Below are 24,053 nucleotides of genomic sequence, written 5' to 3' on the forward strand. Positions count from 1 at the left end.
AAAAACCACATCTTGCGATGTGGTTTTTTTGTTCAACCTGATGAATATTACATCAGCAGATCTGCTGCACTCTTGATCGGATAATGTGCAGGCATCGGCAGACGCGCTACGCCACTATCGATGGCAGCTTTAGCAACAGCATGAGAGATCGCGCCCAGCAGGCGAGAGTCCGTTGCTTTCGGCAGAATGTAATCGCGGCCGAATTCCAGTGATTGCAGACCATATGCATCCAACACTTCCTGCGGCACAGGTTCACGCGTCAGCTCAGCCAACGCTTTTACTGCGGCTTCTTTCATCTCTTCATTGATGGCAGATGCACGAACATCAAGCGCACCACGGAAGATGAAAGGAAAGCCCAGTACGTTGTTAACCTGGTTCGGATAGTCGGAACGACCTGTGGCGATGATCACATCTGAACGGGTTGCCTTGGCAGTTTCCGGCAGAATTTCGGGATCAGGGTTGGCACAGGCGAAGACGACAGGATTATCAGCCATCTTCAGAAGCTGTTCAGGTGACAGCAGGTCTGGACCGGACAGACCAACAAACACATCGGCACCCTCGATGGCATCATCAAGAGTACGCTTGTCAGTTTCAGTTGCGAACGCCGCTTTTTCGGCGGTCAGGTCATCACGACCGGAGTGGATCACACCCTTGCGGTCGATCATGTAGATGTTCTCGACTTTAGCGCCCATATTGATGAGCAGCTTCATACAGGCACTTGCAGCAGCTCCGGCACCCAGACAGACAATGGAAGCTTCGTCAAGCTTCTTGCCTGCCAGTTCCAGCGCATTGATCATGCCGGCAGCGGTTACGATAGCCGTACCATGCTGATCATCGTGGAAAACCGGAATGTTGCAGCGTTCAATCAGAACACGCTCGATCTCAAAGCACTCAGGTGCCTTGATATCTTCCAGGTTGATACCACCGAAGGTTTCAGCAATACGAGCGACCGTATCGATGAACGCCTGTGGGCTTTCGGCATCAACTTCGATATCGATGGAATCGATACCCGCGAAACGTTTGAACAGCAGCGCCTTGCCTTCCATGACAGGTTTGGATGCCAATGGACCCAGATCACCCAGGCCCAATATGGCAGAACCATTGGAAATAACGGCAACCAGGTTACCCTTTGCTGTATAACGGTAAGCAGCATCGGGATCCTTCGCGATTTCACGCACGGGTTCTGCTACGCCGGGCGAGTATGCCAGCGACAGATCACGTGAAGTCTCAGCAGAAGTTGAGATCTCCACACTGATCTTACCAGGGCGAGGGAACTCGTGGTAATCAAGAGCAGCTTGTTTGAAATCTTGAGACATGGTTGTTATATCCAACTAAGGTTGTAAATGACGAACTAGCATCATATATAAAACCGCTCATGTGGACAACAAGGTTACCCTTCCCAGATCTCAAGGCAAAAAAAAGCATCCACTCGGGATGCTTTTTTCGTAGACACGTTTTGCTCGATTACTTCTTGAGCGAACGCGTGGTGAAGCGCTTGTTGAAGCGATCAACACGACCACCAGTGGTGGCATCTTTCTGCTTACCAGTGTAGAACGGGTGGCACTGGCTGCAAACGTCGATCAGCATATCGCTTTTCATGGTTGAACGGGTGTTGACCACGTTACCGCATGAGCAAGTGATTTTTACTTCGTTGTATTCCGGATGGATTCCAGCTTTCATATCAAACCTCAGTAGTTGTTGTGCCGCCACTCAATCCGCCTGGACTACCCCTATGCCAAGCTGAAACTAACGCTGGCAACTACAGGTCAGGGAAGGTCAAGCACCGCACTCGTAACGGATGGTCAGACTGACCCTTCCGGCTTAATTCCAAGGCCGAAGATTATACGGATCACAACCCTTCGCCGCAAGTCATAAATCACGGTTTTATCGCACCTCGAATCGTTCTAGACTGTAGCCTCTCCAATCCTTCGGAAACAGTAATTGACCGTGATCCTGCGCATTGCTCTGCCCACCCCTCTGCATCGCCTCTTTGACTATCTGCCACCTGCAGGAAAGATGCTGACACCTCTGCTGCCGGGATGCCGGATAAGAGTGCCATTCGGCAATCGTGAGATGATCGGCCTGCTGATCGAAACGGCCACCGAATCAGATGTTCCGGCAGGCAAGCTGAAACCCGCGCTGGAAGTCCTTGATCAGACACCGGTGCTGGATGAGTCCTTATTCGGACTGGTGCGCTGGGCAGCCGGTTATTACTTCTATCCCGAGGGGGATGCTCTGATGCTGGCCCTGCCAACACTGCTGCGCAAAGGTCAGCCAGCGCAGTTTGCGCATGCGATCCTGTGGCGAGCCACCCCGACAGCCAGCCTGGAAAGTCTCTCGGGCGGAGCACACCGCCAGCGGGAGCTGCTTGAAATACTGCTGCGCAATCCTGCCGGCATCAGCCCTGAAGCACTGCGCGCAGAAGATGCACCCACACAACTGCTTAAAACACTGGCTGAGAAAGGGCTGGCTGAGGCCTTCGAGCATCACCCAAAACTCCCTCACAGTGAACGTCGCGAATCGCTGCTGCGTGATCCACACCTGCCACTGAATAGAGAGCAGCAGCAAGCATTTGACCGCATCCGCCAGGCAGATGGGTTCGAGATATTCCTGCTCGATGGTGTCACAGGCTCAGGCAAGACCGAAGTCTATCTGCAGGCGATAGAGCAGGTACTGACAAAAGGGCAGCAGGCGCTGGTGCTGGTGCCCGAAATAGGACTGACTCCGCAAACAGTGGCGCGCTTCAAGTCTCGCTTCAATGTCCCGGTTCTGACTCTGCACTCCGGCCTGACCGAACGCCAGCGCCTGGACGCCTGGCTGCTGGCACGTGATGGCAGCGCGGGAATCATGATCGGCACCCGTTCGGCAATATTCACCCCCATGTGCAAGCCGGGTCTGATCATTATTGATGAAGAACACGACACCTCGCTGAAGCAGCAGGATGGATTTCGCTATTCGGCTCGTGACCTGGCCGCCATCCGTTGCCAACGGGAGAAGATCCCGCTGATTCTGGGCAGCGCCACACCGGCCCTCGAATCTCTGCACAATGCGCTCACGGGCCGATACCAGCACCTGCAACTGACCAACCGTGCCGGTGAGGCACAGCAGCCCAGTTTCGAGCTGCTCGACATTCGTGCTCAGGAGCTGCAGTCAGGCCTGTCAGAAACGCTGATACAGCGCATTCAGGATCATCTGCAACAACAAAAGCAGGTGCTGCTGTTTCTGAACCGGCGTGGATTTTCGCCCTCTCTGATCTGCCATCAATGCGGCACGGTGATCGACTGTACCCGTTGCGATGCCCGTATGACGCTTCACCGCTACCCACCGCACATGCACTGCCATCACTGCGACCGCCAGACACCGATTCCGCGCCGCTGTGGCACCTGCGGCAGTGAAGATCTGCGCCCCAACGGTTCAGGTACGGAGCGCATAGAAGAGGTGCTGAACAAGCTCTTCCCCAAAACGCAGGTGCTGCGTATCGACCGCGACAGCATGCAGCGCAAGAATGCACTGGAAAACGTGATGCGCGAGATTCATAAGGGCGAGCCCTGCATCCTCGTCGGCACCCAGATGCTGGCCAAGGGGCATCATTTCCCGAAGGTGACACTGGTGGCGATACTGGATGCCGACAGCGGGCTGTTCAGCGCCGATTTTCGTGGCATGGAAAAAACCTCGCAGTTGATCTTGCAGGTAGCCGGACGCGCAGGGCGTGCAGAGTCACCCGGGCAGGTGATACTGCAGACCCACCATGCTGACCATCCGATGCTGCATGCATTGATTGCTCAGGGTTACGGCGCGTTTGCGGCGGGTGAACTGCGCTTGCGTGAAGGAGCTGCGCTACCGCCCTTCAGCTACCATGCCCTGATCAGAGCTGAAGCCACACATCAAGGGCTGGCAGAGCAGTTCCTGCGCGATATCCGCCTGATGATCGAACAGGAGAGACTCCCCACCCACACCCACTGCTCAGGCCCCTTTCCGGCACCACTGGAAAAAAAGGGCGGCCTGTTCCGGGCACAACTGCTGCTGCAGGGGCAGCAACGCAGACCACTGCATCAGTTGCTGGCGCGAACACTTCTGGCACTTGAGCAGCACAGGGATACACGCAAAGTACGCTGGTCGCTGGATATTGACCCGAGCGACGGCTATTAATCGCAACAAAAACCAATTAAAAGTTGAGCAATCAGATTGGCTTTCAGTACCCCAGCCGAATTATAATTGCCGGCTGACTCTTTACACAGGGGAACACCCCTGACTTTTTTCACCGGGGGCCTCCCCTCACTTTTTCACCGGGGCCATCCCCTGAATACGGGACAACGATGAAAGCACATATTGCAGAACTGATTAACACTGCGCTGACAGCACTGATTGCAGACGGCACACTCGCTGCCGACACCCAGCCCAATATTCTGGTCGAGAACACACGCGACAAGGCACATGGCGATTTTGCCACCAATGTCGCGCTGACGCTGGCCAAGGCTGCCCGATGCAATCCACGTGAGCTGGCGCAGAAAATCTGCAATGCCCTGCCCGCCTCCGACAAGGTGACCAAAACCGAGATCGCAGGCCCCGGCTTCATCAACTTTTTCATCACCCAGGCCTCTGCCTATGCCGTGGTTGAGACCATACTCGAACAGGGTAAGGCGTTCGGCCGTGCTCAGCCCAACAGTGGACCACGCGTGCAGGTCGAGTTCGTTTCTGCCAATCCGACCGGCCCACTGCATGTTGGCCATGGTCGCGGAGCGGCCTATGGCGCCACCGCAGCCGACCTGCTCGAAGCCGCTGGCATGCAGGTGGAGCGCGAATACTATGTCAACGATGCCGGTCGGCAGATGAGCATTCTGGCAGTCAGCGTTTGGCTGCGCTATCTGGAGCAACTGGGCCAGTCATTCAACTTCCCGAGCAACGGCTATCAGGGTGAGTATGTCAACGAGATTGCCCAGTGGCTGATGCGTGATCATGGTGAAGCGTTCAACCGCCCGGCGGTCGAAGTGTTTGCAGATATCACCCCGGACGAGCCACAGGGTGGCGATAAAGAGCTGCATATCGATGCCCTGATCGAGCGCGCTCAGGCGATGCTCGGAGATGACTATGAAACTGTCTTCAACGCTGGCCTCAATTCCATTCTGGGTGATATCCGTGAAGATCTCGGCGAGTTCGGCATCCACTATCAGGAGTGGTTTTCCGAGCGCTCGCTGACCAGCAACGGCGATGTCGACCGCGCATTGGAAAAGCTCCAGGCACGCGGCTACCTCTTCGAACAGGAGGGCAACCTCTGGTTCCGCTCCACCGATTTCGGTGACGACAAGGACCGCGTGGTCAAGCGCGCCAATGGCCAGACCACCTACTTCGCATCCGATATCGCCTACCACATGAACAAGTTCGAGCGTGGCTTCGACCAGGTGGTGAATATCTGGGGTGCTGATCATCACGGCTATATCACACGCGTCAAGGCAGCGATTCAGGCACTGGGTTACGACCCTGAACGCCTGATCGTCAAACTGGTACAGTTCGCCATTCTCTATCGCGGCAGCGAGCGTGTACAGATGTCGACCCGTTCCGGCTCCTTCGTGACGCTGCGCGAACTGCGTGACGAGGTCGGAAAGGATGCCTGTCGCTTCTTCTATGTGACCCGCAAGGCGGACCAGCACATGGATTTCGACCTGGACCTGGCTAAATCAGAATCCAAGGATAACCCAGTGTTCTATATCCAGTATGCCCATGCCCGCGTCTGCTCGGTACTGCGCAAACTGGAAGAGGATGGACTGAGCTGGGACAAGACACAGGGTCTGGCAGCCTTGCAGCGTCTGGACAGCGAAGTCGAGAAGGATCTGGTCACTCAGATGGGCAAATACCCGGAAACACTGCACAATGCCGCCCTGAACTACGAGCCACACACCCTCGCCAATTATCTTAAGGATCTGGCAGGCGATTTCCACGCCTATTACAACACCAACAAGATGCTGATTGACGACGCCGAGCTGCGCAATGCGCGCCTGACACTGAGCGTCGCGGTGCGTCAGATTCTGGCCAATGGCCTCACCCTGCTGGGCGTTTCGGCACCGGAGCAGATGTAACCACCTATGGCCAGACAGGATTTTGCCCAGAAACGACGCAGCTCCCACTCAGCGAGCCGTCAGCCCAGGAAGCAGCCAACACCTGCCCCCAGAAAATCCGGCATCCCCTGGGGGCTGGGCCTGGTGACACTGCTGGCCGTTATCGGGCTGGGCTACCTGCTCGTCTCACTGGTGGATCTGCAAAGCGGCTCGGATACAACCCGAGCCCCTGCCGCACCAGCAGCCAGCACGCCAGCAGCTCCTGTGGCACCAGCACCGTCAGCAATCCCCGAGCCAGCGATGGCCCAACCAGCTACGCCGCTGGAACCGACCATTAACACTCAACCGGAAGTTCAGCCAGAAGCCCTGTCGGACGCAGAGCCTGATCCGGCCATAGTCACACGCGAAAACCGTTTTGATTTCTACGACATTCTGCCCAGAAGCGAAGTGCAGGCGCCGGAGGTGGACGTCTATCGCTCGACCCCTCGAGATGCCGAACCGGATCATCGTTTTCTGCTGCAGGCTGGCTCCTTCCGTGACGCAGATGATGCCGAGCGTATGCGCGCGCAATTGATTCTGAATGGCTTCCCGAATGTTCACACCAGTCAGGTCAGCGGCGAGAATGGTACCTGGTATCGTGTCAGAACCGGCCCCTTCGATGACCGTTCCAGCCTGAATCGCGCACAGGACCAACTGGTTCGTCTGCGCATCTCTCCGATGGTCATTCGACTCGACTGACCTCTACTGACATAGAGTCGGCAGCAGAAATATTCCGCTTCTGCTGCCGCTCAAACCTTGAAAACCCAGCGTCTGCATCCATATCTGCAATCATTACTCACGCGTAACAGGGTTTCTTAATATGACAACGATAGTATCAGTGCGCCGTGGCAACCAGGTTGTCGTCGGTGGTGATGGCCAGGTTTCACTCGGCAACACCGTCATGAAAGGCACGGCCAGAAAAGTGAACGTGCTCGCCAAACATCAGGTGATCACCGGCTTTGCAGGCGGCACCGCAGACGCCATCACCCTGCGCGACCTGTTCGAGCAGCAACTTGACAAGCATCAGGGCAATATCGTTACTGCCGTGATCCAGCTGGCCCGCGAATGGCGTAGTGACCGTGTGCTGCGGCGCCTTGAGGCGCTGATGCTGGTGGCCAACCGCGAAAAAACCTTCCTGATCTCCGGAAATGGCGATGTGATTGAGCCGGAAGAGGGCCTGATCGCAATCGGCTCCGGCGGTAACTATGCGCTGGCCGCCGCCAGAGCCCTGACCCAGAACACTGATCTTGATGCCCGCACTATCGTGGAAAAAAGCCTGCATATTGCAGCCGGCATCTGCGTCTTCACCAATGACAATCTGACCATTGAGCAAATCACCACTGCAGGCGAAGGAGAATCCTGATGTCCGATATGACCCCCCGCGAAATCGTCGACGAACTCAATCGCCATATCGTCGGCCAGGATGACGCCAAGCGCTCTGTGGCCATCGCTCTGCGTAACCGCTGGCGCCGCATGCAACTGGGCGAAACGCTGCGTCAGGAAGTCACCCCCAAGAATATTCTGATGATCGGCCCGACTGGTGTCGGCAAGACCGAGATTGCCCGCCGTCTGGCGAAGCTGGCGAATGCTCCGTTCATCAAGGTGGAAGCGACCAAGTTCACCGAAGTCGGCTATGTTGGCCGCGATGTTGAAACCATCGTCCGAGATCTGGCCGAAATGGCCGTCAAGATGGTACGCGAGCAGGCGATGAGCAAGGTCCGCGTACCGGCTGAAGATGCCGCCGAAGAGCGTATTCTGGATGCCCTGTTGCCTCAGGCACGTGGCAGTCAGGATCACACAGCCGAACGCACCGACAGCGCAACCCGTCAGATCTTCCGCAAAAAGCTTCGCGAAGGCCAGTTGGATGATAAAGAGATAGAGATCGAGGTCGCCCAACCCAAGGTAGGTGTCGAGATCATGGCCCCTCCCGGCATGGAAGAGATGACCAATCAGCTGCAGAGCATGTTCTCCAGCATGGGGCAACAGCGCAAGCAGACACGCCGCATCAAGGTCAAGGAAGCGATGAAGCTGCTGACCGACGAAGAAGCCGCCAACCTGGTCAAAGAGGAGGATATCAAACAGCAGGCCGTTTACATGGTCGAGCAGAACGGTATCGTCTTTCTGGATGAGATCGACAAGGTGTGCAAGCGTGGTGATTCCAGCGGTGGCGATGTCTCGCGCGAAGGGGTTCAGCGCGACCTGCTGCCACTGATCGAAGGCTCCACCGTCAGCACCAAGTACGGCATGATCAAGACCGATCATATTCTGTTTATCGCTTCAGGTGCTTTCCACCTGGCACGCCCGTCAGATCTGATCCCCGAGTTGCAGGGACGTCTGCCTATCCGTGTCGAGCTCAACGCTCTGACGCCAGATGACTTCCGCCGCATCCTGACGGAACCCACCGCATCACTGACCGAACAGTACAAGGCACTGATGGCTACCGAGGGTGTCACCATCGACTTCAGCGAAGACGGCATCGCCCGCATTGCCGAACTGGCCTTCCAGGTGAATGAGCAGACGGAAAATATCGGTGCGCGCCGGTTGCACACCATGATGGAGCGCCTGCTGGATGAGATCTCCTACGCGGCCTCTGATCGCTCCGGTGAATCCATTCTGATTGATGCAGCCTATGTTGACAGCCATCTTGGCGAACTGACAAAAGATGAAGATCTGAGCCACTATATCCTCTGATGCTCAACTCTTACACCCTGCCCGACACCGGGCAGGGTTTTTGAACCTCTGGAGACGCCGCATGAAACAGGTTCCACTGCCCAGTGATATCCGACTGCACCTCAAATCGCGTACGCTGGAGCTGGTCTATGCCGACGGCACCTTTGAGCTGACCGCCGAATTTTTGCGTGTCCACTCCCCCTCGGCCGAGGTGCGAGGTCATGGGATCGGCAACGGCACACTGCAAACCGGCAAGCGCCATGTCGGCATCAAAGGGGTTGAGCCCTCAGGCAACTATGCACTGAAGATCATCTTTGATGATGGCCACGATAGTGGCCTCTACACCTGGGAATACCTGCACGACCTGAGCCACAACCAGCAGCAGTACTGGGATGCCTATCTCAAGGCACTCGAGGAGGCCGGCGCCTCCCGCGATGGCGGCCTGATCGCACGCAGCCATTGACGGGACAAAGCCGCCACTGCTGGTTTACAATGGCATGAATTCACTTATCCGATGCAGCGATCATGAGCGAGCAGAATAAAGAAAACACCACACACTTCGGCTTCAAGAGCGTACCTCTGGAGGAGAAAACCCGGCATGTTGCCGATGTTTTCCACTCCGTGGCAGCCAAATATGATGTGATGAACGACCTGATGTCGGGCGGTATCCACCGCCTGTGGAAGCGCATCACTATTGAGCGCAGCGGCGCACGTCGTGGCCACAAGGTGCTGGACATTGCCGGTGGCACAGGCGATCTGACAAAGAAATTCTCCCGCATCGTTGGCCCCGAAGGTAAGGTGATTCTGGCCGATATCAACGAGTCGATGCTGAATGTCGGCCGCGACAAGCTGATCAACTCAGGCGTTGCCGGTAATGTCGAATATGTACAGGCGAATGCCGAAGCGCTGCCGTTTGAAGACAACAGCTTCGATATCATCACCATCGCCTTTGGCCTGCGCAACGTCACTGACAAGGACAAGGCGATCCGTTCCATGCTGCGCTGCCTCAAGCCCGGCGGCAAGCTGATGATTCTGGAGTTCTCCAAAACCGAGAACCCGGCCCTGACCAAAATTTATGACTTCTACTCCTTCAATATCCTGCCGCAAATGGGCCAACTGATTGCCAAGGACTCGGAAAGCTACCGTTATCTGGCCGAATCGATCCGCATGCACCCGGATCAGGAAACCTTGAAAGAGATGATGGTGGATGCAGGCTTCGTCAACTGTCGCTATGAAAACATGACCGGAGGTATCGTAGCACTGCATACCGGCATAAAGCCCTGAGTGCCGACGAAACCGTAACGATAGCTCTCGCCTGAACAAGAGGATCCACAGATGGCCGTGCAGATGATCCAGACCGCCCTGCTTGATACCGCCGAGCAAAGCCTCAATCTGCTGCTGCGCCAGGATCATCAGACACTGGCAAGGCTTGATCGCCTCAGTGGCAGGGTGATCCGCATCGAGATCACCGAGCCCGAGCAGTGGTTCTACCTGCTGCCACACGGCAAAGGCCTGGATCTGCTCAGCCATTTTGAAACCGAGCCTGACCTGATCCTGCGCGGCACCTGTGCCAGCCTGCTGCAGATGGCACAGAGCGAAAACTCACGTGACCTGCTGTTTGGCAAAGGGGTAGAGGTCGAAGGCGATCAGGCACTGGCAAGCGAGTTCAAGAAAGCACTGGCCGGGTTTGCGATCGACTGGGAGGAGTGGCTGGGCGATCTGCTGGGCGATACCCTCGCACACCCTCTGGCGGAGCTCTTCCGGGCACAGAAACAGTTCCTGCAGCAAAGCGGCCAGAGCCTGACGTTGAACATGACCGAATATCTGCAGGAAGAGGCGCGTGTATTACCACCACGCGCCGAGATAGAAGGTTTTATCGAAGAGGTCGGTGAAACAAGAGAGGCCGTGGACAGACTCGAAGCCCGTATCAACCGACTGATCGTTCTTGCCAAGACATCTGTCAGAAAGGCTTGATCACCACCAGGATCAGAATCGGCACAAACACCAGCAGCGGCAACTCGTTGAACAGACGTAACTGACGACTGCTCAAGTGCAGATTATTCTGCTGCATCCGCTTCAGATACACATAGCACCAGATGTGATAACCGATCAGCAGCAGTACGAACAACAGCTTGGCATGTAGCCAGGCACCCGCTCCGCGCCAGTAAGCCATCCAAAGCCACATCCCGAATCCCAACGTCAGCACCGCCATCACCGTCATGAAGCCAAACAGCTTGCGCGCCATGATCTGCAACCGCCTGATATCCTCACCTGCCGCCACACCCTCCACATAATGCACATAGATACGGGGCAGGTAAAAAATTCCCGCCATCCAACTGGTCATGGTCAGAATATGAAGCATTTTGTACCAAAGCATATGCACTCCCAAGTACGGTTATCTGTGATTCAGTCGACAAAAGGTTCTGGCTAGTCTACCTTAATCGGACGTTCATTGATGTCCGTATGATCCAGAGCAAGCAGTGTAATCAATTTGTTCGGTTATACTGTAATGATGGTTCATGGACAACTTTCCTGAGGTAACGATATGACAGCAGTCCAGACAGAACTCACCAGTGAAGAGCTTCTGGCGATGCCAGAAAGCGATTACATGAACGCTACACAGCTGCGCTTCTTTACCCAGTATCTGCAACAACAGCGCACCGAGGTTGAGGAGCACCTGAAGACCGTCAGAGAAGAGATGACACAACAGGACAACGAAGGCGATGAAGCCGATCACGCCATAGTTGAGGAGGAACTGCGGCTTCTGCTGCGCCAGGCAGAGCGTGAAACAAAACTGCTGGGCAAGATAGACAAAGCGCTGGATCGTATTCGGCAGGGCGAGTATGGATACTGCATGGAAACAGGCGCGCCAATCGGCCTCAAGCGATTACTGCTGCGCCCGACGGCCGAGCTCTGCACCGAAGCAAAGCAGATGCATGAAGAGCAGGAAAGCCACTATCAGAAGCAACGCGGCTACACCCTGTAGGATCAGGCGATTCTTCTAACAGCTCCGGTTGGATCCGATTCAGCCGGACAACTGTACCTGCTCGGTCTGCAGAAAACGCTGCCCGAATTCACAGGCAGAAAGAGGCTTGCTGAACAGAAAGCCCTGATACTCATCACACCCCAGTTGCAGAAGACTGTTGCGCTGCTGTTCGGTTTCAACCCCCTCTGCGACCACTTCCAGTCCAAGACTTCTGGCCATGGCAACAATGGTGCTGACAATCGCCATATCTCCCTGATCAGCCGGAAGCCCCGTAACAAAACTGCGATCTATTTTCAGACGATGCAAACGCAGGAGTTTCAGATAACTGAGCGATGAGTAACCGGTTCCGAAATCATCCATCGCCAGACTGACTCCCAGCAGGCGAAGCTTGCGCAGGGATCTGGCACTGCGCTCAAACTCTTTAAGCAGACAGCTTTCAGTCAGCTCCAGCTCGAGATAGCAGGCTGGCAGACTCGCCTGACGCAGACTGTCACGCACCAGCTCTACAATATTCTCCTGCTGCAACTGAATAGATGACAGATTCACGGATACTCTGATCGGATAGCCACTGTCCAGCCACTGCTTAGCCTGTCGACAAGCCTGATGCAGCACCCAGTCCCCTATCTCATTGATCAGGCCAGACTCTTCCGCCAGTGGAATGAACTGATCTGGTGGCACCATACCGCGAGTGGGATGATGCCAGCGCAGCAGGGCCTCGACACCACCCGGCACACCGGCAGCAAACGGCACCTGTGCCTGATAGTGCAACTCCAGCTCGCCACGACTGATGGCATGGCGCAGGTCATGCTCCAGCGCAAAACGCTCCTGACTGATCACCGACATCTCCGGTGAATAAAACTGGTAGCAGTTACGCCCCTGAGCCTTGGCCTTGATCAATGCCGTATCCGCATGCTTGAGCAGCAGATCGGTATCTTGACCATGTTCCGGGCTGACACTGATGCCGATGGTGGCAGCCACATAGAGTTGATGTCCCGCTATGGCAAAGGGTGCATGCAGACGATCAAGAATATCTCCGGCCAGACTCTCTATCTCTTCCCGGTCATGAACCACCTTGAGCACCAGAAATTCATCCCCGGCAGCCCGTGCCAGAATATCCTGCTCACCCAGGCAAAACTTCAGACGTCTGGCCACCTCAATCAGCAACTGATCGCCGGCAGCATGACCCAGGCTTTCGTTGATCACCTTGAATCGATCCAGATTCAGAAACAGCAGTGCCACCTGTTCACGGTGATAGTCGGACCGGGTATCCAGAGCAAGATTAAGATGATCATACAGGCTGCGCCAGTTGGGCAGACCTGTCAGTTGATCATAGTTGGACAACTCATGGATACGCTCGCGTGATGCGTTGATTACATCCAGCTGCTCTGCAGCCGAGTGCAACTGACGGGTAAGAGGACGAATCATGAACAGGGTCAACAGCGCCAAGGACAGAACCACCAGCACCAGCAACCCGACATAGGAGCTGGAGGTGAGCAGCGGCAGGATTGCCATGAAGCCCAGAGTGTCGACCTTCATTGCCAGTACGCTGGCATGCGCAGAGCTGAAAAAAAGAATATAGGTGGTCAACAAACCAGCCAGAAATGCCGTACCCACACTCGACACAGCAACCGCAACAATCAGCTTATGCTGAATACCTCTTATACCTTGTGTACTCAAACCTCGTTCTCCTGGCTTGTCAGCCGGTAAGCATGTGAGCTTAAACCTGACTGCATACCCGATCCTTGAGTAGCATCAATATTGTTATGATTATTCAGAGAAGTGGATGACGATAAACGCCTTGGCCAACTTTGACCAGTGTCCTTTAGACCAATCGACCTTAGGCTAACAGATTATGAACAGACAGGCTATTATGCTGTTTTACTATTTATTGCAGGCTTTGCATTTCATTCTTGCAGAGTGGGCCGCCAGACACAAACGCGATTACGACCCGCACGTTTGGCAGCATAAAGTGCTTGATCGCTTCGATCCAGTACCTGATCAATCGTTTCATCATCCTGCAGCATGCTGATACCTATACTGATGGTCAGGCCCAGCTGCTGCCCGTCGATCTCCATCGACATGGTATCAAAGCGTGAGCAGATCTGACCCGCTTTATGCAGCGCATCCTCCTCTTCACACTCAGGCAGCAGCACTACAAACTCTTCCCCCCCGATACGTCCGATAATATCGACATTACGCAGCAGCGATAATAGAGTATCGGCAAAGCGCTTGAGCACCTTGTCTCCCATCTGGTGGCCATGCGCATCATTGATGTATTTGAAATGATCCAGATCCAGCATCAGCAACGCCATTGGCATCTGATAGCGCTGATGGCGCTTGAGCTGGTAGTTGGCAAGTTCATAGAAGTGGCGGCGGTTACTGGTGCCGGTCAGCTCATCCACCGAGGCCAGCATCTTCAGCTCCTGAGCGAGCTTTTCACGCTCCTCCACCTCTCGCTGCAACGCCTCATTAAGTTGACTCAGCTCCTTTGCCTGGTCGGCCAGCGTATGATTGGCACTTTGCAACTGCAGTTGCATTTTATCGGACAAGCGCACCATACGTCGCTGTTCCCGATATGCCTGACTATAGGCTTCAGCCAGCGAGCGAACTCCATGAGCAACATCTTCCAGTTTCTCCAGAATCGCCGTCGCTTCATCAATCACCCGCTCTTCATTGAAGAAGAGACTGAAGTCTGCGGGCTTGTTGACTGGCTCGTCTTTCTGGCTCATGGCTCGGTTACACGTAAAACAAAGCTTGCATGTTCAAAATCCTCCGAAAAGTCTTCGCCGAACTCCTCCATGGTTTCGTCATCGCTGTCATAGTGCCAATGAATACTCACCGACCGACCGCCTCTGGCCGAATCTTCCAGCAACTGAAACAGGTTCATCAGCGCCTTGGCACTGGAGCTGTTGAAATAGATCATCTGCAGATCAAACTGCACATCCGTATCATGCGACTCGCCAAGCCAGCTCTGCATCGACTCAAGCAAGGGTCCAAAAAAGGCTGCGGCATCCTCAGGGAAAGACTCACCCGCCATCAGAAACCTGCCACTGCTGAAGTCAAATTCGACCTGAGGAGAGCGCTCAGTCGCTTCAATCTTGATCATGTTCATTGGCTCAGTCGCTTCAGATAAAGGCTTTAAGACAGAAAAATGATGTCTGATTTTTCAGATCCATGAAATCAAACTCTATGGGCTTGCTGGATCTCCTTGCGATCTCGATCAGCCCTATCGAGCCACCCTGGCTTTCCTCCTCAGCAGGAGATCTGAGCTTCTCCCGATAATGCGCCTTGAGCTGCTCTTTATCCATGCCACGCAGCCCTTCAAGTCGACGCCTCAGATCCTCCACCTTGGCAGCATCCAGCACATTGGCACAAACGACGAAATAACCATCCTCTTCCGACCCCACCAGTACCAGACCAGAACTGATCGCATCAGCCCCAGATCCACTTGTTACCAGCCGATCGTCTGAATATCGGATGATATTCTGCACCTGCTCTACAAAGACTGAAAACAGCCGTTTAGCCTGATTGGTATCCTCGGACTCCATCTTGCGTCGCAAAATATCGCCCAGACTGAAGAGCACCTTTTCAGATACATAACCCGAGTAACACAACAGCACTCCCTGACCGTCCAGCTCCTGCTTGAAGTTTTGATAATATGACGCCAGCATCATGCCCTCACTTTTCCGACAATCCAGCAGTGCCGTGGCAGAGCCCGATGGGAAAGCTGTTAATGAGTATAGTCAACGAACCGAAAAGCCACCACAGCCGTTGATTCAATCAACGATAATGCGCCAGAATCCTTTCTGCCTCACCCGACTCCCTCAACTGATCCAGTGCATCCTGCAGAGTATTCACCAGCTCATCCGGTGTATCGAGGTGCAGAGCGTAATACAAGGGAGACTCATCCAGTACATATACCACCTCGAACTCTTCGGTGGCATAGCCCAGCTCGCGCATACGCCACAGCGCCACATCTTCACCATAGGCCCACAAATCTATGCGCCCGGCATGCAGCATGCGGGCAGCACTATCGTTAGAGGCCACCCAGCGGATCAGATCGGGCCCTGTGCCGAACTCCAGCAATAGCTGCTCCGCCACATCCTCACGAATGACAGCGATCTGAAGCTCCTGCTCGTTCAGATCCTCAATGGATGACACGCTGATCCCGCGATCGCGCCTGGCCAGCAATACATTGCGGCTGAGCACAATCGGTCCGACCCATTTGAACAACTGCTCGCGCGCATCTGTACGCGTGGTGGCAAACAGCACGGTATTAGGGACTCTCTGCAACATCTCATAGCCACGCGCCCAGGGCAGATACTGTATATCCTCACGCCGAGCCTCAGCATTGACGCTGATCAACATCGCCTCAAGCATATCCACGGATATACCCTGCAATCGCCCATCCTGCTGAAAATTGACCGGTGGATACTCCTCGGTCACAAAGGTCAGGTCATCAATATCAACAGCTACAGCTGTCTGAACGATCACACATGCACACAGTGCCAACAACCAGCGTTTCATCTATTTCCCCCTCAAGCCTTACAGCGGTGTAAAGCCTATCAATGTCATGTCATCCCGGCGCGGCTCCTGACCACGATAGCGCGCCAGGAACGCTTCGATAGCCATCATCTGCTCAGCCATCGGCATATCGGAATGCTCCTCAATAAACTGAGTCAGACGCTTACGCCCGAGTAGCCGACCTCTATCTCCACCGACATGATCATGCATTCCGTCAGTGAGCATATAAAAAGACATCCCTTCGCTGACCGATATAACATGCTCCTGAAAGGACTCCGGAACGGCCTGTGTACGGTAACCCAGACTCATCCGATCTCCGCGTATCGATATCGCCTGCTTATCCTGCACATAGATCAGGGGCAGATTCGCACCGGCAAAGGTCACGGTGGAGTGCTCCGGATCCCAGACACAGATAGCAGCATCCAGACCATCATCAGAGTCTGAGCCGGGTCTGTCCTGGCGCAGGCGTGATCGCACGGCGTCATCCAACTGCAGCAACACCTGGCCCGGCCGACACTCACGACTCTTGTGCAGAATATGATCAAGCGCAGAGGCTACCACCAGCGTCATGAACGCACCCGGAACGCCATGGCCCGTACAATCAATAATAGCCATAAAACTGCGTCCGTTTATGTTTTCCAACCAGAAATAATCCCCACCGACCAGGTGCAGCGGCTCCCAGCAGACATGAATATCGCGCAACTGCTGGCTCAGCGCCTGTTTATCAGGTAACAGGGCCGTTTGAATGCGTCGTGCATACTGGATACTCTCTACCAGCAGCCCATTGGTACGATCCAGCTCCTTATGAGCTTCATCCAGACGACTGAACGCCTGCTCTGTCTCATCCTTTTCCCGTGCCAGCGATTCCAGCGTCACCTGCAGCTCATGAGTACGCTCTTCAACCAGTTGCTCCAGCCCTTCGGTAAGTTTTTTCAACTCACGCTGAGCCGTATCGCGCTGCTCCAGACCACGTTGAAACTCGGCCAGCAATTTATTGAAGCTGCGAATCAGCAAACCCAGCTCATCCCGATCATGCCCTGAGTGGGCCGGAATAGCACCCTTGCCGGGCTGGGAGGGATCAACGGCTGCGATACCATGGCTGACCCGGACCAGCGGTCGGGTAACCAGGTAATAGAAAAGCAGCATCGCACTGAGGCTGACGACCACTGCGCGCAGCAAACCGGTCACGAAATTGACCCTGGCACGTTCGACAAAACGACTGGTCAACTCCTGAGCATCCAGTTGCAGCTCAAGCTGACCCACCTCCTGACTGGAGGCAGGAGAGATGTGATAGATAAGAGGGACGGAGTAGGAAACGATATCGCCAAACAGGCGCTCAGCCAGCCAGCCGATGGTCGTTTCAGGCTCTGTGGAGCTGTGCGCCAGCACCTCACCAAAGTTATCGGTCAGGCTGACCTGTGCAATGGTCTGACGTTGCAGCAAACCATCGGCCACACCCAGAGCCAGCTCGGAGTTGATCTGAAAGGCGGCCTCGACAGCAGAGCCCTTGACCACCTCAATAGTCTGCTGGGTATCTGTTTCAAACTCATCGCGCATCGCCTGCCAGTTAAGAAACAGCTCAAGCATGCTGCCGATGATGCCAACCACCAGTACAAGCAATAGAATAGCCACAGCCTGCTTGGTGTTCAGACTGTGTCGCAGGAGAATTCCATCTGTGCCAGATGCCGGATCATGATGGCTGGCCATTGAGTGCATGCCTCCCAGCTGCATTTCAGGGTCTGTTTGAAACTCCCGCGCCGCGCATGGATGGCAGACGCTGATCCCCTCGACTCAATGTAAAGTATTATCAGCGACCCGGCAAGGCTGAAACAGGCCCAACAGACCAAAGTAGCAGCCAGCACCGGTATCAGCTATCAGATAATGCGTGTATTAACCGCCAGATGACCGGGCAGCTCGACCAGCAACTCATCGCCCGACTTAGCTTCACCCACCCCTGCCGGCGTGCCTGTCAGGACGATATCGCCCGGCTGCAGGGTAAACCACTGGCTGATATGACTGATCAGTTGCACTATCGGGTTCAACATCTGTGAACTGCTGCCATCCTGCCGTATTTCACCATTCACCGTCAGACGCAGGGGCAGCTCAGTCAGCGCCCCGACCTTATCCGGCTTAACAAACGCCGATACCGGGCAACTGCCATCAAACGCCTTGGCTTTTTCCCAGGGCTGCCCCTTCTCTTTCAGTGCGCTCTGCAGATCGCGCAGTGTCATATCCAGCGCCAGTCCCACCCCGACTATGGCCTCCGCTGCCGCCTGCTCATCCGCCCTGGTCAGAGGCTTTCCAATCAGCAATGCCAGCTCGGTTTCAAAATGAATACAGCCATGCCCCACCGGCAGAGAGAAAGACTGTGTCATATCCACCAGAGAGGTGGATGGCTTGATAAACAGAATCGGCTCGCTGGGAATCGGGTTATTCAGCTCTTTCGCGTGTTCGGCATAGTTTCTACCGACACAAACCACCTTACCCGCTGGCAGGTCGCAGGAGGAACCATCTACAAAAGCATGTTGATACGCCATAGTTTTTCCTTAGTTGTTTCCTTGAACCCATTTGGCCGGCAAGGCTGCTCAGCTCACCAGTGCCGAGCGTCGCTGCCAGAGCAACAGCATAGCCGCACAGGTAAGGGTCAGCGAGAAAATTATCAGTGATCCGACCACAACACCACCCCAACCACCCTGTTGCCAGAAAGGCGCGAGATACAACCCACCGCTACTGGCCCCCAGATAGTAGAACACCAGATAGAGTGAAGATGCGCTCGCCTTGGCACGCTGCGCCTGATGGCTGACCCAGCTCATAGCGCTGGAGTGAGTGAGGAAGAAGCCAAAGCTGTTGACGAACATGCCGGCAATAATCGCCACCAGACTCGGCAGCAGTGTCAGCAGGGTGCCACACATCAGAATCACGATACCCAGGGCCATACACAGCGGCTGAGACAAGCGCTGAGCGATACGCCCGGAGACGGCGGAGCCAAAAGTACCGGTCAGATAGGTCAGAAACAGCATTCCCAGCATCGCAGTGGATAAACGATAGGGGGCCTCCACCAGCACGAAGGTGATATAGCTGTATTGATTGACGAAGATAAAGAAGTTGAAGCCGCCTATTATATAAGCCAGAAGCAGTGGCGGGTTACACAGATGCCCCCGGATATCTCCCAGAATCCGCTTCAGGTGCAGACTCTGTGGCTGGAAGTGCTTCGACGCAGGCAGCAGATGAAACACCAGCGTCAGGCACACGAAGCTGATCCCCGTCATCACCATGAACACACCAGACAAGCCCAGCGACTCGGCCGCAAAGCCACCTATCAGCCGACCGGCAATCCCACCCAGACTGTTGGCACTGACATAAAGGCCGACCGCCAGCAACAGTGCCTTGCGTGAAAACTCATCACTCATATAGGCGATGGCGATAGCCGGAACACCCGCAAGAAAAAAGCCCTGAATAGCACGCAGCAACAGCAACTGCTCATAGCTGCTGACCAGGCTCAGCGCCAGCGTGGAGGCTGTGACGCCGCACAGGGTCATCAGCATGATGCCACGCCGACCAAGGGCATCAGACAAGGGGCCATAAAAGAGCAGCGACAGGCCCAGCGTCAGCGTAGCCAGCGTAAAACTCCAGCTCGCCTGCACTGCCGTGATGTTGAACTCATCGGCGAGCATCGGCAGCAACGGCTGTGTCACATACAGATTGGCAAACACCATAAAGGATGCCAGACACAATGCCGCGGTGGCACGCCAGAAACCTGGGCTTTCGGACTCTATCATCGTTGCGTCATCGCTCTTGATTGATCGGATTGACAAGCACGATGAACAGCATAACAATAGCCGAGCGATCAATATAATATATACTTATTATCCAAACCATCAGAAATATTGATAGATGAACCCTAAAGCGCTGCGTTACTTTGTTGCCGTTGCCGAGCTCAACAGTTTTACCGCTGCAGCCGAAAAACTGCATGTGGCCCAACCTGCCGTCAGTATGGCGATCCAGAAGCTGGAGCAGGGCTTTGGCCTGCAGCTTTTCCATCGGCAGGAGCGGCGCGTCAGCCTGACCGACGAGGGCCGATCCTTTCTGCCCCATGCCCGCCGCATCCTTCAGACCATGGCAGATGCCGAGTTGGCCATGGCTGAACTGGGCGGCCTGCAAAGTGGAGAAGTGAAGGTTGGCATCCCCGGCATGCTGGGCTCCTACTATTTCCCGCCGCTGCTGATGGCATTTCGCCACCGCTATCCACGCCTGCAACTGTCGGTGATGGAGTCTGGCACGCGCAAGCTGCAGCAGATGCTGCTCAGCGGAGAGTTGGACATCGCCGTGATCGTGGCCGACAAACTGCCGGATGGGCTGGAGGCCTGCCACTTCCTGCGGGCACAGATGATGGTGGTGATGCCTGAAGACCATCCGCTCGCCAGCGAAGAATCGATCACACTGGAGGCCTTTTTTGCCGAGGAGTTGGTGCTGTTCAAGGAGGGCTACTTCCATCGTGAAGTGATCGACAAACTGATCGCTGCCAGCAACATCACCCCCCGCATCGGCTTCGAGACCAATCTGATCCCCCTGATCAAGCAGATCGTACGCCAGGGATTCGGTATCAGCACCCTGCTGGAGATGGTGATCAGCGATGACCCCACTCTGGTGGCACGCCCCTTTCGTGAACCCGTCTGGCTTGACCTGTCACTGGCCTGGCGACGCGAGGGCTATATCTCGCGAGCCAACCGCAGCTTTATCGACTTTATCGTGCAGCAGGCACAACTGAATCCACCACAGAGTCAATGACAGAAATGCCTGCACTGCATTAATATAGATGCCCAAATCTACATACTGACACCCTGGCCCTGAGCTATTTCTACTGGAGACACTGCAATGCTGAGCGTAAACGAATATTTTGACGGCAAGGTCAAATCCATTGGCTTTGAATCAGCCGGACAACCCGTCACCTCCGGTGTGATGACGGCAGGTGACTACACCTTCGGCACCAGCCAGGACGAACTGATGAAAGTGGTCTGTGGTGAACTGGTCGTCAGGCTGCCAGGCAGCGACGAATGGCAGTCCTTCCCCGCCGGAACAGAGTTCAGAGTTGCGGCCAACCAGTCCTTTGATCTGAAAGTGGCTGAGCCGACCGCCTATCTCTGTTTTTACAGCTGAAATCATACAGCTGATGCAGCCATGGCTGATATAAACGGCTGGCACCCACTCAGTCGACCACTGCACAGTGGTCGACTTTCAGTATCAGTTTCATTCATCTGAGAGTGAATATTTCCACACTATAAAAAGGTCGCAATAACAACACCAGAGGTCGTATTGTGCTAAAATCGCGGCCCTGACATCATCCCGGCGGTCCTCCGCCCAGCCAGTAAAGAGTTGCCTGAACATGAGCAAAACGACGTCTCTCGATAAGAGCAAGATTAAGATCCTGCTGCTTGAAGGTGTGCATCAGTCTGCCATCGATACACTCCATGCACAGGGTTACACCAACATCGAAGCACATGCTGGCTCACTGCCGGAAGCTGAGCTGATCGAGCGCGTCAAGGATGCGCACTTCATCGGTATCCGCTCCCGCACCCAGCTGACTGCACAGGTGTTTGAAGCCGCCGAAAAGCTGGTTGCTGTCGGATGCTTCTGTATCGGCACCAATCAGGTGGATCTGCAGGCTGCGACCCGCGGCGGTATCGCGGTGTTCAACGCGCCCTACTCCAACACCCGCTCCGTAGCCGAACTGGTGCTGGCAGAAGCGATCATCCTGCTGCGTGGCGTCGCGGAAAAGAACGCCAAGGCACACCGTGGTGTCTGGCTGAAAAGCGCCACCAACTCCTACGAGATCCGTGGCAAAAAGCTGGGCATCGTCGGCTACGGCAGCATAGGCTCACAGCTCAGCGTGCTGGCCGAAGGGCTGGGGATGGAGGTCTACTTCTACGATGTCATCACCAAACTGCCACTGGGCAACGCCAGGCAGATCGGCTCACTGCCAGAGCTGCTCGGCATCTGTGACATCATCTCACTGCATGTACCGGAGCTGGCTTCCACACGCAACATGATCGGCAAAACCCAGTTTGATCAGATGAAGCAGGATGCTATCTTCATCAACGCAGCACGTGGCACCGCAGTGGATATCGATGCCCTGTGCGCAGCGCTGGAAAGCGGCAAACTGCTCGGCGCAGCGATCGACGTCTTCCCGGTTGAACCCCGCAGCAATAAAGATGAGTTCATCAGCCCGCTGCGTGGTTTCGACAATGTGATCCTGACCCCGCACGTGGGTGGCTCCACCATGGAAGCCCAGGAAAACATCGGTTACGAAGTCGCCGAAAAGCTGATCAAATACAGCGACAACGGCTCTTCCATCACCTCGGTCAACTTCCCTGAAGTAGCCCTGCCGGAACATCCAGGCAGCCACCGTCTGTTGCATATCCACGAAAACATTCCGGGCGTACTGTCCAAGATCAACAATGTTTTCTCCGATAACAACATCAACATCAGCGGTCAGTATCTGCAGACCAACGACAAGGTGGGTTATGTCGTTATCGATATAGATGCCGACCATTCAGCCAAAGCGCTGGACAGACTGAACCTGATCGAAGGCACTATCCGCTGCCGCCGGCTCTTCTGATGCTCCTGCTCCGAGGCGGTTCGGCTGCTTCGGAGCATCCACCTCCCAAACCTAAGGCTTAGCCTTCAGCCTTTTCCGCAACAACCGCCTTCAACGCCTGGCCTATCGCACCAAACACTTCTCGCCGCACCGGAATCGCCTCATTCACCAGATGATGCCGCGCACTCTCTATCATGAAAATCTCCGGATCAGTATAGATTCGACGCAACACTTCAAGGTTATGCTGCCATTCCACCGTCTGATCTGCCGTACCCTGTATCACCAGCGGACGCGCCTGCTGCTGTTGAACACTCTCGATCCATTTGACCCACTCCAGCATCGCTCCGATCCAGCGCACACTGATCGACCGATACTGCAGCGGGTCTTCACGTCGAACGAAATCCAGAAAAGCCTGATCCGCCGAGTTGTCGGTATAGGTACGATGTATCCGCTTCAGCATCCAACTGAACCAGCGATACTTGACCTCAATCAGCCTCATATGGTTCGGCCGGATCAGAGGCGCCAGCAGTATCTGACGCGCCACAGGCAGATCTGGCTGCACTATCTGATGTGTCATCGCTATCGCCCCACCAGTACTTTGCCCCAACAGCACCATCGGCTGAACCAGCTCTCGTCGATACCCGCGCATCAAACCACCAAGCTGGCGTACATAAGTACCGAATTCATCCACCATTAAAGGCTCCCCCCCCGACAACCCATGGCCGGGCAGATCATAGATCAGCACATTCCAGCGTCGCGCCAGCAGATAACGAATCAGGTGAACATATATCCCGGCATGATCAGTAAAGCCATGCACGACCAGTACTGTACCCAGTGGGCGCTGAACCCTGAAATGCTGCACCACCAACTCGGCACCTTCGAGAAACAGCGTGCCGATACTGTAACCGGCATCTTCGGCCAACTGGTCCAGGCCATAAAAGGTCAGATAATCACGCAGCATCGGACCACACAGGGTATCTTCAAGCGGATCAAACTCACTCAGACTCTCACGCACACCCGCTGCCGTAAACACAGCCGCGCCTCTTTTCACCCGCTCCACTCCATCGCCCATCTTCAGATCCTGATAATGCATAGATTCGACTCCTCCCGCCTTATACCATATTCATCATGATCTGTGAGGAAGATGACAAACTGATAACATCCAACAGGCGACATTACACCCCTC

At 55.1% G+C, this 24,053-nt stretch carries 24 protein-coding genes; 12 read left to right on the plus strand and 12 right to left on the minus strand.

Annotation, left to right across the window (positions count from 1 at the left end; genetic code table 11):
- Window positions 1-47: 47 nt before the first annotated feature.
- Together F7R27_RS15530 and rpmE are read right to left on the minus strand one after the other, a co-directional pair.
- Window positions 48-1,316, minus strand: coding sequence for a malic enzyme-like NAD(P)-binding protein (locus F7R27_RS15530; protein WP_151705180.1), 1,269 nt, complete (start codon window positions 1,314-1,316; stop codon window positions 48-50).
- A gap of 148 nt (window positions 1,317-1,464) precedes the next feature.
- Complete coding sequence (gene rpmE / locus F7R27_RS15535) at window positions 1,465-1,680, minus strand: 50S ribosomal protein L31 (RefSeq protein ID WP_151705277.1); 216 nt, start codon at window positions 1,678-1,680, stop codon at window positions 1,465-1,467.
- 267 nt (window positions 1,681-1,947) lie between these two features.
- On the opposite strand from rpmE, the gene F7R27_RS15540 reads away from it, so the two are divergent.
- The 8 genes from F7R27_RS15540 to F7R27_RS15575 all read left to right on the plus strand — a co-directional run bounded on the left by F7R27_RS15540 (window position 1,948) and on the right by F7R27_RS15575 (window position 10,736).
- A complete protein-coding gene (locus F7R27_RS15540; protein WP_240776405.1) occupies window positions 1,948-4,149 on the plus strand; it encodes a primosomal protein N' in 2,202 nt (733 codons plus the stop codon).
- 167 nt (window positions 4,150-4,316) lie between these two features.
- Window positions 4,317-6,074 (plus strand): arginine--tRNA ligase, encoded by a 1,758-nt coding sequence (argS, locus tag F7R27_RS15545; protein WP_151705182.1) that lies wholly within the window; start codon window positions 4,317-4,319, stop codon window positions 6,072-6,074.
- A 6-nt stretch (window positions 6,075-6,080) separates the two neighbouring features.
- On the plus strand, window positions 6,081-6,791 hold the full coding sequence (locus tag F7R27_RS15550) for an SPOR domain-containing protein (protein WP_151705183.1): 711 nt from the start codon (window positions 6,081-6,083) through the stop codon (window positions 6,789-6,791).
- Between the two features lie 121 nt (window positions 6,792-6,912).
- Window positions 6,913-7,455, plus strand: a complete 543-nt coding sequence (gene hslV / locus F7R27_RS15555; protein ID WP_151705184.1) for an ATP-dependent protease subunit HslV — start codon at window positions 6,913-6,915, stop codon at window positions 7,453-7,455.
- On the plus strand, window positions 7,455-8,783 hold the full coding sequence (gene hslU / locus F7R27_RS15560; protein WP_151705185.1) for an ATP-dependent protease ATPase subunit HslU: 1,329 nt from the start codon (window positions 7,455-7,457) through the stop codon (window positions 8,781-8,783). The genes hslV and hslU overlap by 1 nt, the downstream gene beginning before the upstream one ends.
- A gap of 61 nt (window positions 8,784-8,844) precedes the next feature.
- Window positions 8,845-9,225, plus strand: coding sequence for a gamma-butyrobetaine hydroxylase family protein (locus F7R27_RS15565; RefSeq protein WP_151705186.1), 381 nt, complete (start codon window positions 8,845-8,847; stop codon window positions 9,223-9,225).
- A 62-nt stretch (window positions 9,226-9,287) separates the two neighbouring features.
- Window positions 9,288-10,046: a bifunctional demethylmenaquinone methyltransferase/2-methoxy-6-polyprenyl-1,4-benzoquinol methylase UbiE gene (gene ubiE / locus F7R27_RS15570; protein WP_151705187.1), complete on the plus strand. Its 759-nt coding sequence runs from the start codon at window positions 9,288-9,290 to the stop codon at window positions 10,044-10,046.
- Between the two features lie 51 nt (window positions 10,047-10,097).
- Entirely contained in the window at window positions 10,098-10,736 is a 639-nt protein-coding gene (locus F7R27_RS15575) for a ubiquinone biosynthesis accessory factor UbiJ (RefSeq protein ID WP_151705188.1), read from the plus strand.
- Here F7R27_RS15575 and F7R27_RS15580 read toward each other — a convergent pair.
- Entirely contained in the window at window positions 10,723-11,139 is a 417-nt protein-coding gene (locus F7R27_RS15580; protein WP_151705189.1) for a CopD family protein, read from the minus strand. The genes F7R27_RS15575 and F7R27_RS15580 overlap by 14 nt on opposite strands.
- Before the next feature lie 168 nt (window positions 11,140-11,307).
- On the opposite strand from F7R27_RS15580, the gene dksA reads away from it, so the two are divergent.
- A complete protein-coding gene (dksA, locus tag F7R27_RS15585; protein ID WP_151705190.1) occupies window positions 11,308-11,748 on the plus strand; it encodes an RNA polymerase-binding protein DksA in 441 nt (146 codons plus the stop codon).
- A 39-nt stretch (window positions 11,749-11,787) separates the two neighbouring features.
- Here the strand turns inward: dksA and F7R27_RS15590 are convergent, their stop codons facing one another.
- The 8 genes from F7R27_RS15590 to F7R27_RS15625 all read right to left on the minus strand — a co-directional run bounded on the left by F7R27_RS15590 (window position 11,788) and on the right by F7R27_RS15625 (window position 20,051).
- On the minus strand, window positions 11,788-13,425 hold the full coding sequence (locus tag F7R27_RS15590; protein WP_151705191.1) for a putative bifunctional diguanylate cyclase/phosphodiesterase: 1,638 nt from the start codon (window positions 13,423-13,425) through the stop codon (window positions 11,788-11,790).
- Between the two features lie 227 nt (window positions 13,426-13,652).
- Window positions 13,653-14,477, minus strand: coding sequence for a GGDEF domain-containing protein (locus F7R27_RS15595; RefSeq protein WP_151705192.1), 825 nt, complete (start codon window positions 14,475-14,477; stop codon window positions 13,653-13,655).
- Window positions 14,474-14,854 (minus strand): DUF1987 domain-containing protein, encoded by a 381-nt coding sequence (locus F7R27_RS15600; RefSeq protein ID WP_206060531.1) that lies wholly within the window; start codon window positions 14,852-14,854, stop codon window positions 14,474-14,476. Before F7R27_RS15600 ends, F7R27_RS15595 begins: the two co-directional genes overlap by 4 nt.
- 19 nt (window positions 14,855-14,873) lie before the next feature.
- Window positions 14,874-15,419: a SiaB family protein kinase gene (locus tag F7R27_RS15605; protein ID WP_206060532.1), complete on the minus strand. Its 546-nt coding sequence runs from the start codon at window positions 15,417-15,419 to the stop codon at window positions 14,874-14,876.
- A 109-nt stretch (window positions 15,420-15,528) separates the two neighbouring features.
- The gene (locus F7R27_RS15610; RefSeq protein WP_151705195.1) at window positions 15,529-16,275 is read right to left on the minus strand and encodes a substrate-binding periplasmic protein; all 747 of its coding nucleotides are present in this window, start codon (window positions 16,273-16,275) and stop codon (window positions 15,529-15,531) included.
- Window positions 16,276-16,293: 18 nt separating this feature from the next.
- Entirely contained in the window at window positions 16,294-17,979 is a 1,686-nt protein-coding gene (locus F7R27_RS15615; RefSeq protein ID WP_168927531.1) for a PP2C family protein-serine/threonine phosphatase, read from the minus strand.
- 167 nt (window positions 17,980-18,146) lie between these two features.
- A complete protein-coding gene (locus tag F7R27_RS15620) occupies window positions 18,147-18,809 on the minus strand; it encodes a fumarylacetoacetate hydrolase family protein (protein WP_151705197.1) in 663 nt (220 codons plus the stop codon).
- A 48-nt stretch (window positions 18,810-18,857) separates the two neighbouring features.
- Window positions 18,858-20,051, minus strand: coding sequence for an MFS transporter (locus F7R27_RS15625; RefSeq protein WP_151705198.1), 1,194 nt, complete (start codon window positions 20,049-20,051; stop codon window positions 18,858-18,860).
- 115 nt (window positions 20,052-20,166) lie between these two features.
- On the opposite strand from F7R27_RS15625, the gene F7R27_RS15630 reads away from it, so the two are divergent.
- The 3 genes from F7R27_RS15630 (at window position 20,167) to serA (ending at window position 22,888) form a co-directional block, all read left to right on the plus strand.
- Entirely contained in the window at window positions 20,167-21,060 is an 894-nt protein-coding gene (locus F7R27_RS15630; protein ID WP_151705199.1) for a LysR family transcriptional regulator, read from the plus strand.
- An 87-nt stretch (window positions 21,061-21,147) separates the two neighbouring features.
- Complete coding sequence (gene ppnP, locus F7R27_RS15635; protein WP_151705200.1) at window positions 21,148-21,429, plus strand: pyrimidine/purine nucleoside phosphorylase; 282 nt, start codon at window positions 21,148-21,150, stop codon at window positions 21,427-21,429.
- A 226-nt stretch (window positions 21,430-21,655) separates the two neighbouring features.
- The gene (gene serA / locus F7R27_RS15640) at window positions 21,656-22,888 is read left to right on the plus strand and encodes a phosphoglycerate dehydrogenase (RefSeq protein WP_151705201.1); all 1,233 of its coding nucleotides are present in this window, start codon (window positions 21,656-21,658) and stop codon (window positions 22,886-22,888) included.
- Between the two features lie 58 nt (window positions 22,889-22,946).
- Here the strand turns inward: serA and F7R27_RS15645 are convergent, their stop codons facing one another.
- The gene (locus F7R27_RS15645) at window positions 22,947-23,960 is read right to left on the minus strand and encodes an alpha/beta hydrolase (protein ID WP_151705202.1); all 1,014 of its coding nucleotides are present in this window, start codon (window positions 23,958-23,960) and stop codon (window positions 22,947-22,949) included.
- Between the last annotated feature and the right edge of the window lie 93 nt (window positions 23,961-24,053).

The sequence above is a fragment of the Nitrincola alkalilacustris genome, from assembly GCF_008973755.1.
Lineage (GTDB): Bacteria > Pseudomonadota > Gammaproteobacteria > Pseudomonadales > Balneatricaceae > Nitrincola > Nitrincola alkalilacustris.

Bases quoted from the DNA above. Each gene is read 5' to 3' on its own strand.
- F7R27_RS15530 (WP_151705180.1), bottom strand. From the start codon at position 1,316: ATGTCTCAAGATTTCAAACAAGCTGCTCTTGATTACCACGAGTTCCCT.
- rpmE (WP_151705277.1), bottom strand. From the start codon at position 1,680: ATGAAAGCTGGAATCCATCCGGAATACAACGAAGTAAAAATCACTTGC.
- argS (WP_151705182.1), top strand. From the start codon at position 4,317: ATGAAAGCACATATTGCAGAACTGATTAACACTGCGCTGACAGCACTG.
- F7R27_RS15550 (WP_151705183.1), top strand. From the start codon at position 6,081: ATGGCCAGACAGGATTTTGCCCAGAAACGACGCAGCTCCCACTCAGCG.
- hslV (WP_151705184.1), top strand. From the start codon at position 6,913: ATGACAACGATAGTATCAGTGCGCCGTGGCAACCAGGTTGTCGTCGGT.
- hslU (WP_151705185.1), top strand. From the start codon at position 7,455: ATGTCCGATATGACCCCCCGCGAAATCGTCGACGAACTCAATCGCCAT.
- F7R27_RS15565 (WP_151705186.1), top strand. From the start codon at position 8,845: ATGAAACAGGTTCCACTGCCCAGTGATATCCGACTGCACCTCAAATCG.
- ubiE (WP_151705187.1), top strand. From the start codon at position 9,288: ATGAGCGAGCAGAATAAAGAAAACACCACACACTTCGGCTTCAAGAGC.
- F7R27_RS15575 (WP_151705188.1), top strand. From the start codon at position 10,098: ATGGCCGTGCAGATGATCCAGACCGCCCTGCTTGATACCGCCGAGCAA.
- F7R27_RS15580 (WP_151705189.1), bottom strand. From the start codon at position 11,139: ATGCTTTGGTACAAAATGCTTCATATTCTGACCATGACCAGTTGGATG.
- dksA (WP_151705190.1), top strand. From the start codon at position 11,308: ATGACAGCAGTCCAGACAGAACTCACCAGTGAAGAGCTTCTGGCGATG.
- F7R27_RS15595 (WP_151705192.1), bottom strand. From the start codon at position 14,477: ATGAGCCAGAAAGACGAGCCAGTCAACAAGCCCGCAGACTTCAGTCTC.
- F7R27_RS15600 (WP_206060531.1), bottom strand. From the start codon at position 14,854: ATGATCAAGATTGAAGCGACTGAGCGCTCTCCTCAGGTCGAATTTGAC.
- F7R27_RS15605 (WP_206060532.1), bottom strand. From the start codon at position 15,419: ATGCTGGCGTCATATTATCAAAACTTCAAGCAGGAGCTGGACGGTCAG.
- F7R27_RS15610 (WP_151705195.1), bottom strand. From the start codon at position 16,275: ATGAAACGCTGGTTGTTGGCACTGTGTGCATGTGTGATCGTTCAGACA.
- F7R27_RS15615 (WP_168927531.1), bottom strand. From the start codon at position 17,979: ATGGCCAGCCATCATGATCCGGCATCTGGCACAGATGGAATTCTCCTG.
- F7R27_RS15620 (WP_151705197.1), bottom strand. From the start codon at position 18,809: ATGGCGTATCAACATGCTTTTGTAGATGGTTCCTCCTGCGACCTGCCA.
- F7R27_RS15625 (WP_151705198.1), bottom strand. From the start codon at position 20,051: ATGATAGAGTCCGAAAGCCCAGGTTTCTGGCGTGCCACCGCGGCATTG.
- F7R27_RS15630 (WP_151705199.1), top strand. From the start codon at position 20,167: ATGAACCCTAAAGCGCTGCGTTACTTTGTTGCCGTTGCCGAGCTCAAC.
- ppnP (WP_151705200.1), top strand. From the start codon at position 21,148: ATGCTGAGCGTAAACGAATATTTTGACGGCAAGGTCAAATCCATTGGC.
- serA (WP_151705201.1), top strand. From the start codon at position 21,656: ATGAGCAAAACGACGTCTCTCGATAAGAGCAAGATTAAGATCCTGCTG.
- F7R27_RS15645 (WP_151705202.1), bottom strand. From the start codon at position 23,960: ATGCATTATCAGGATCTGAAGATGGGCGATGGAGTGGAGCGGGTGAAA.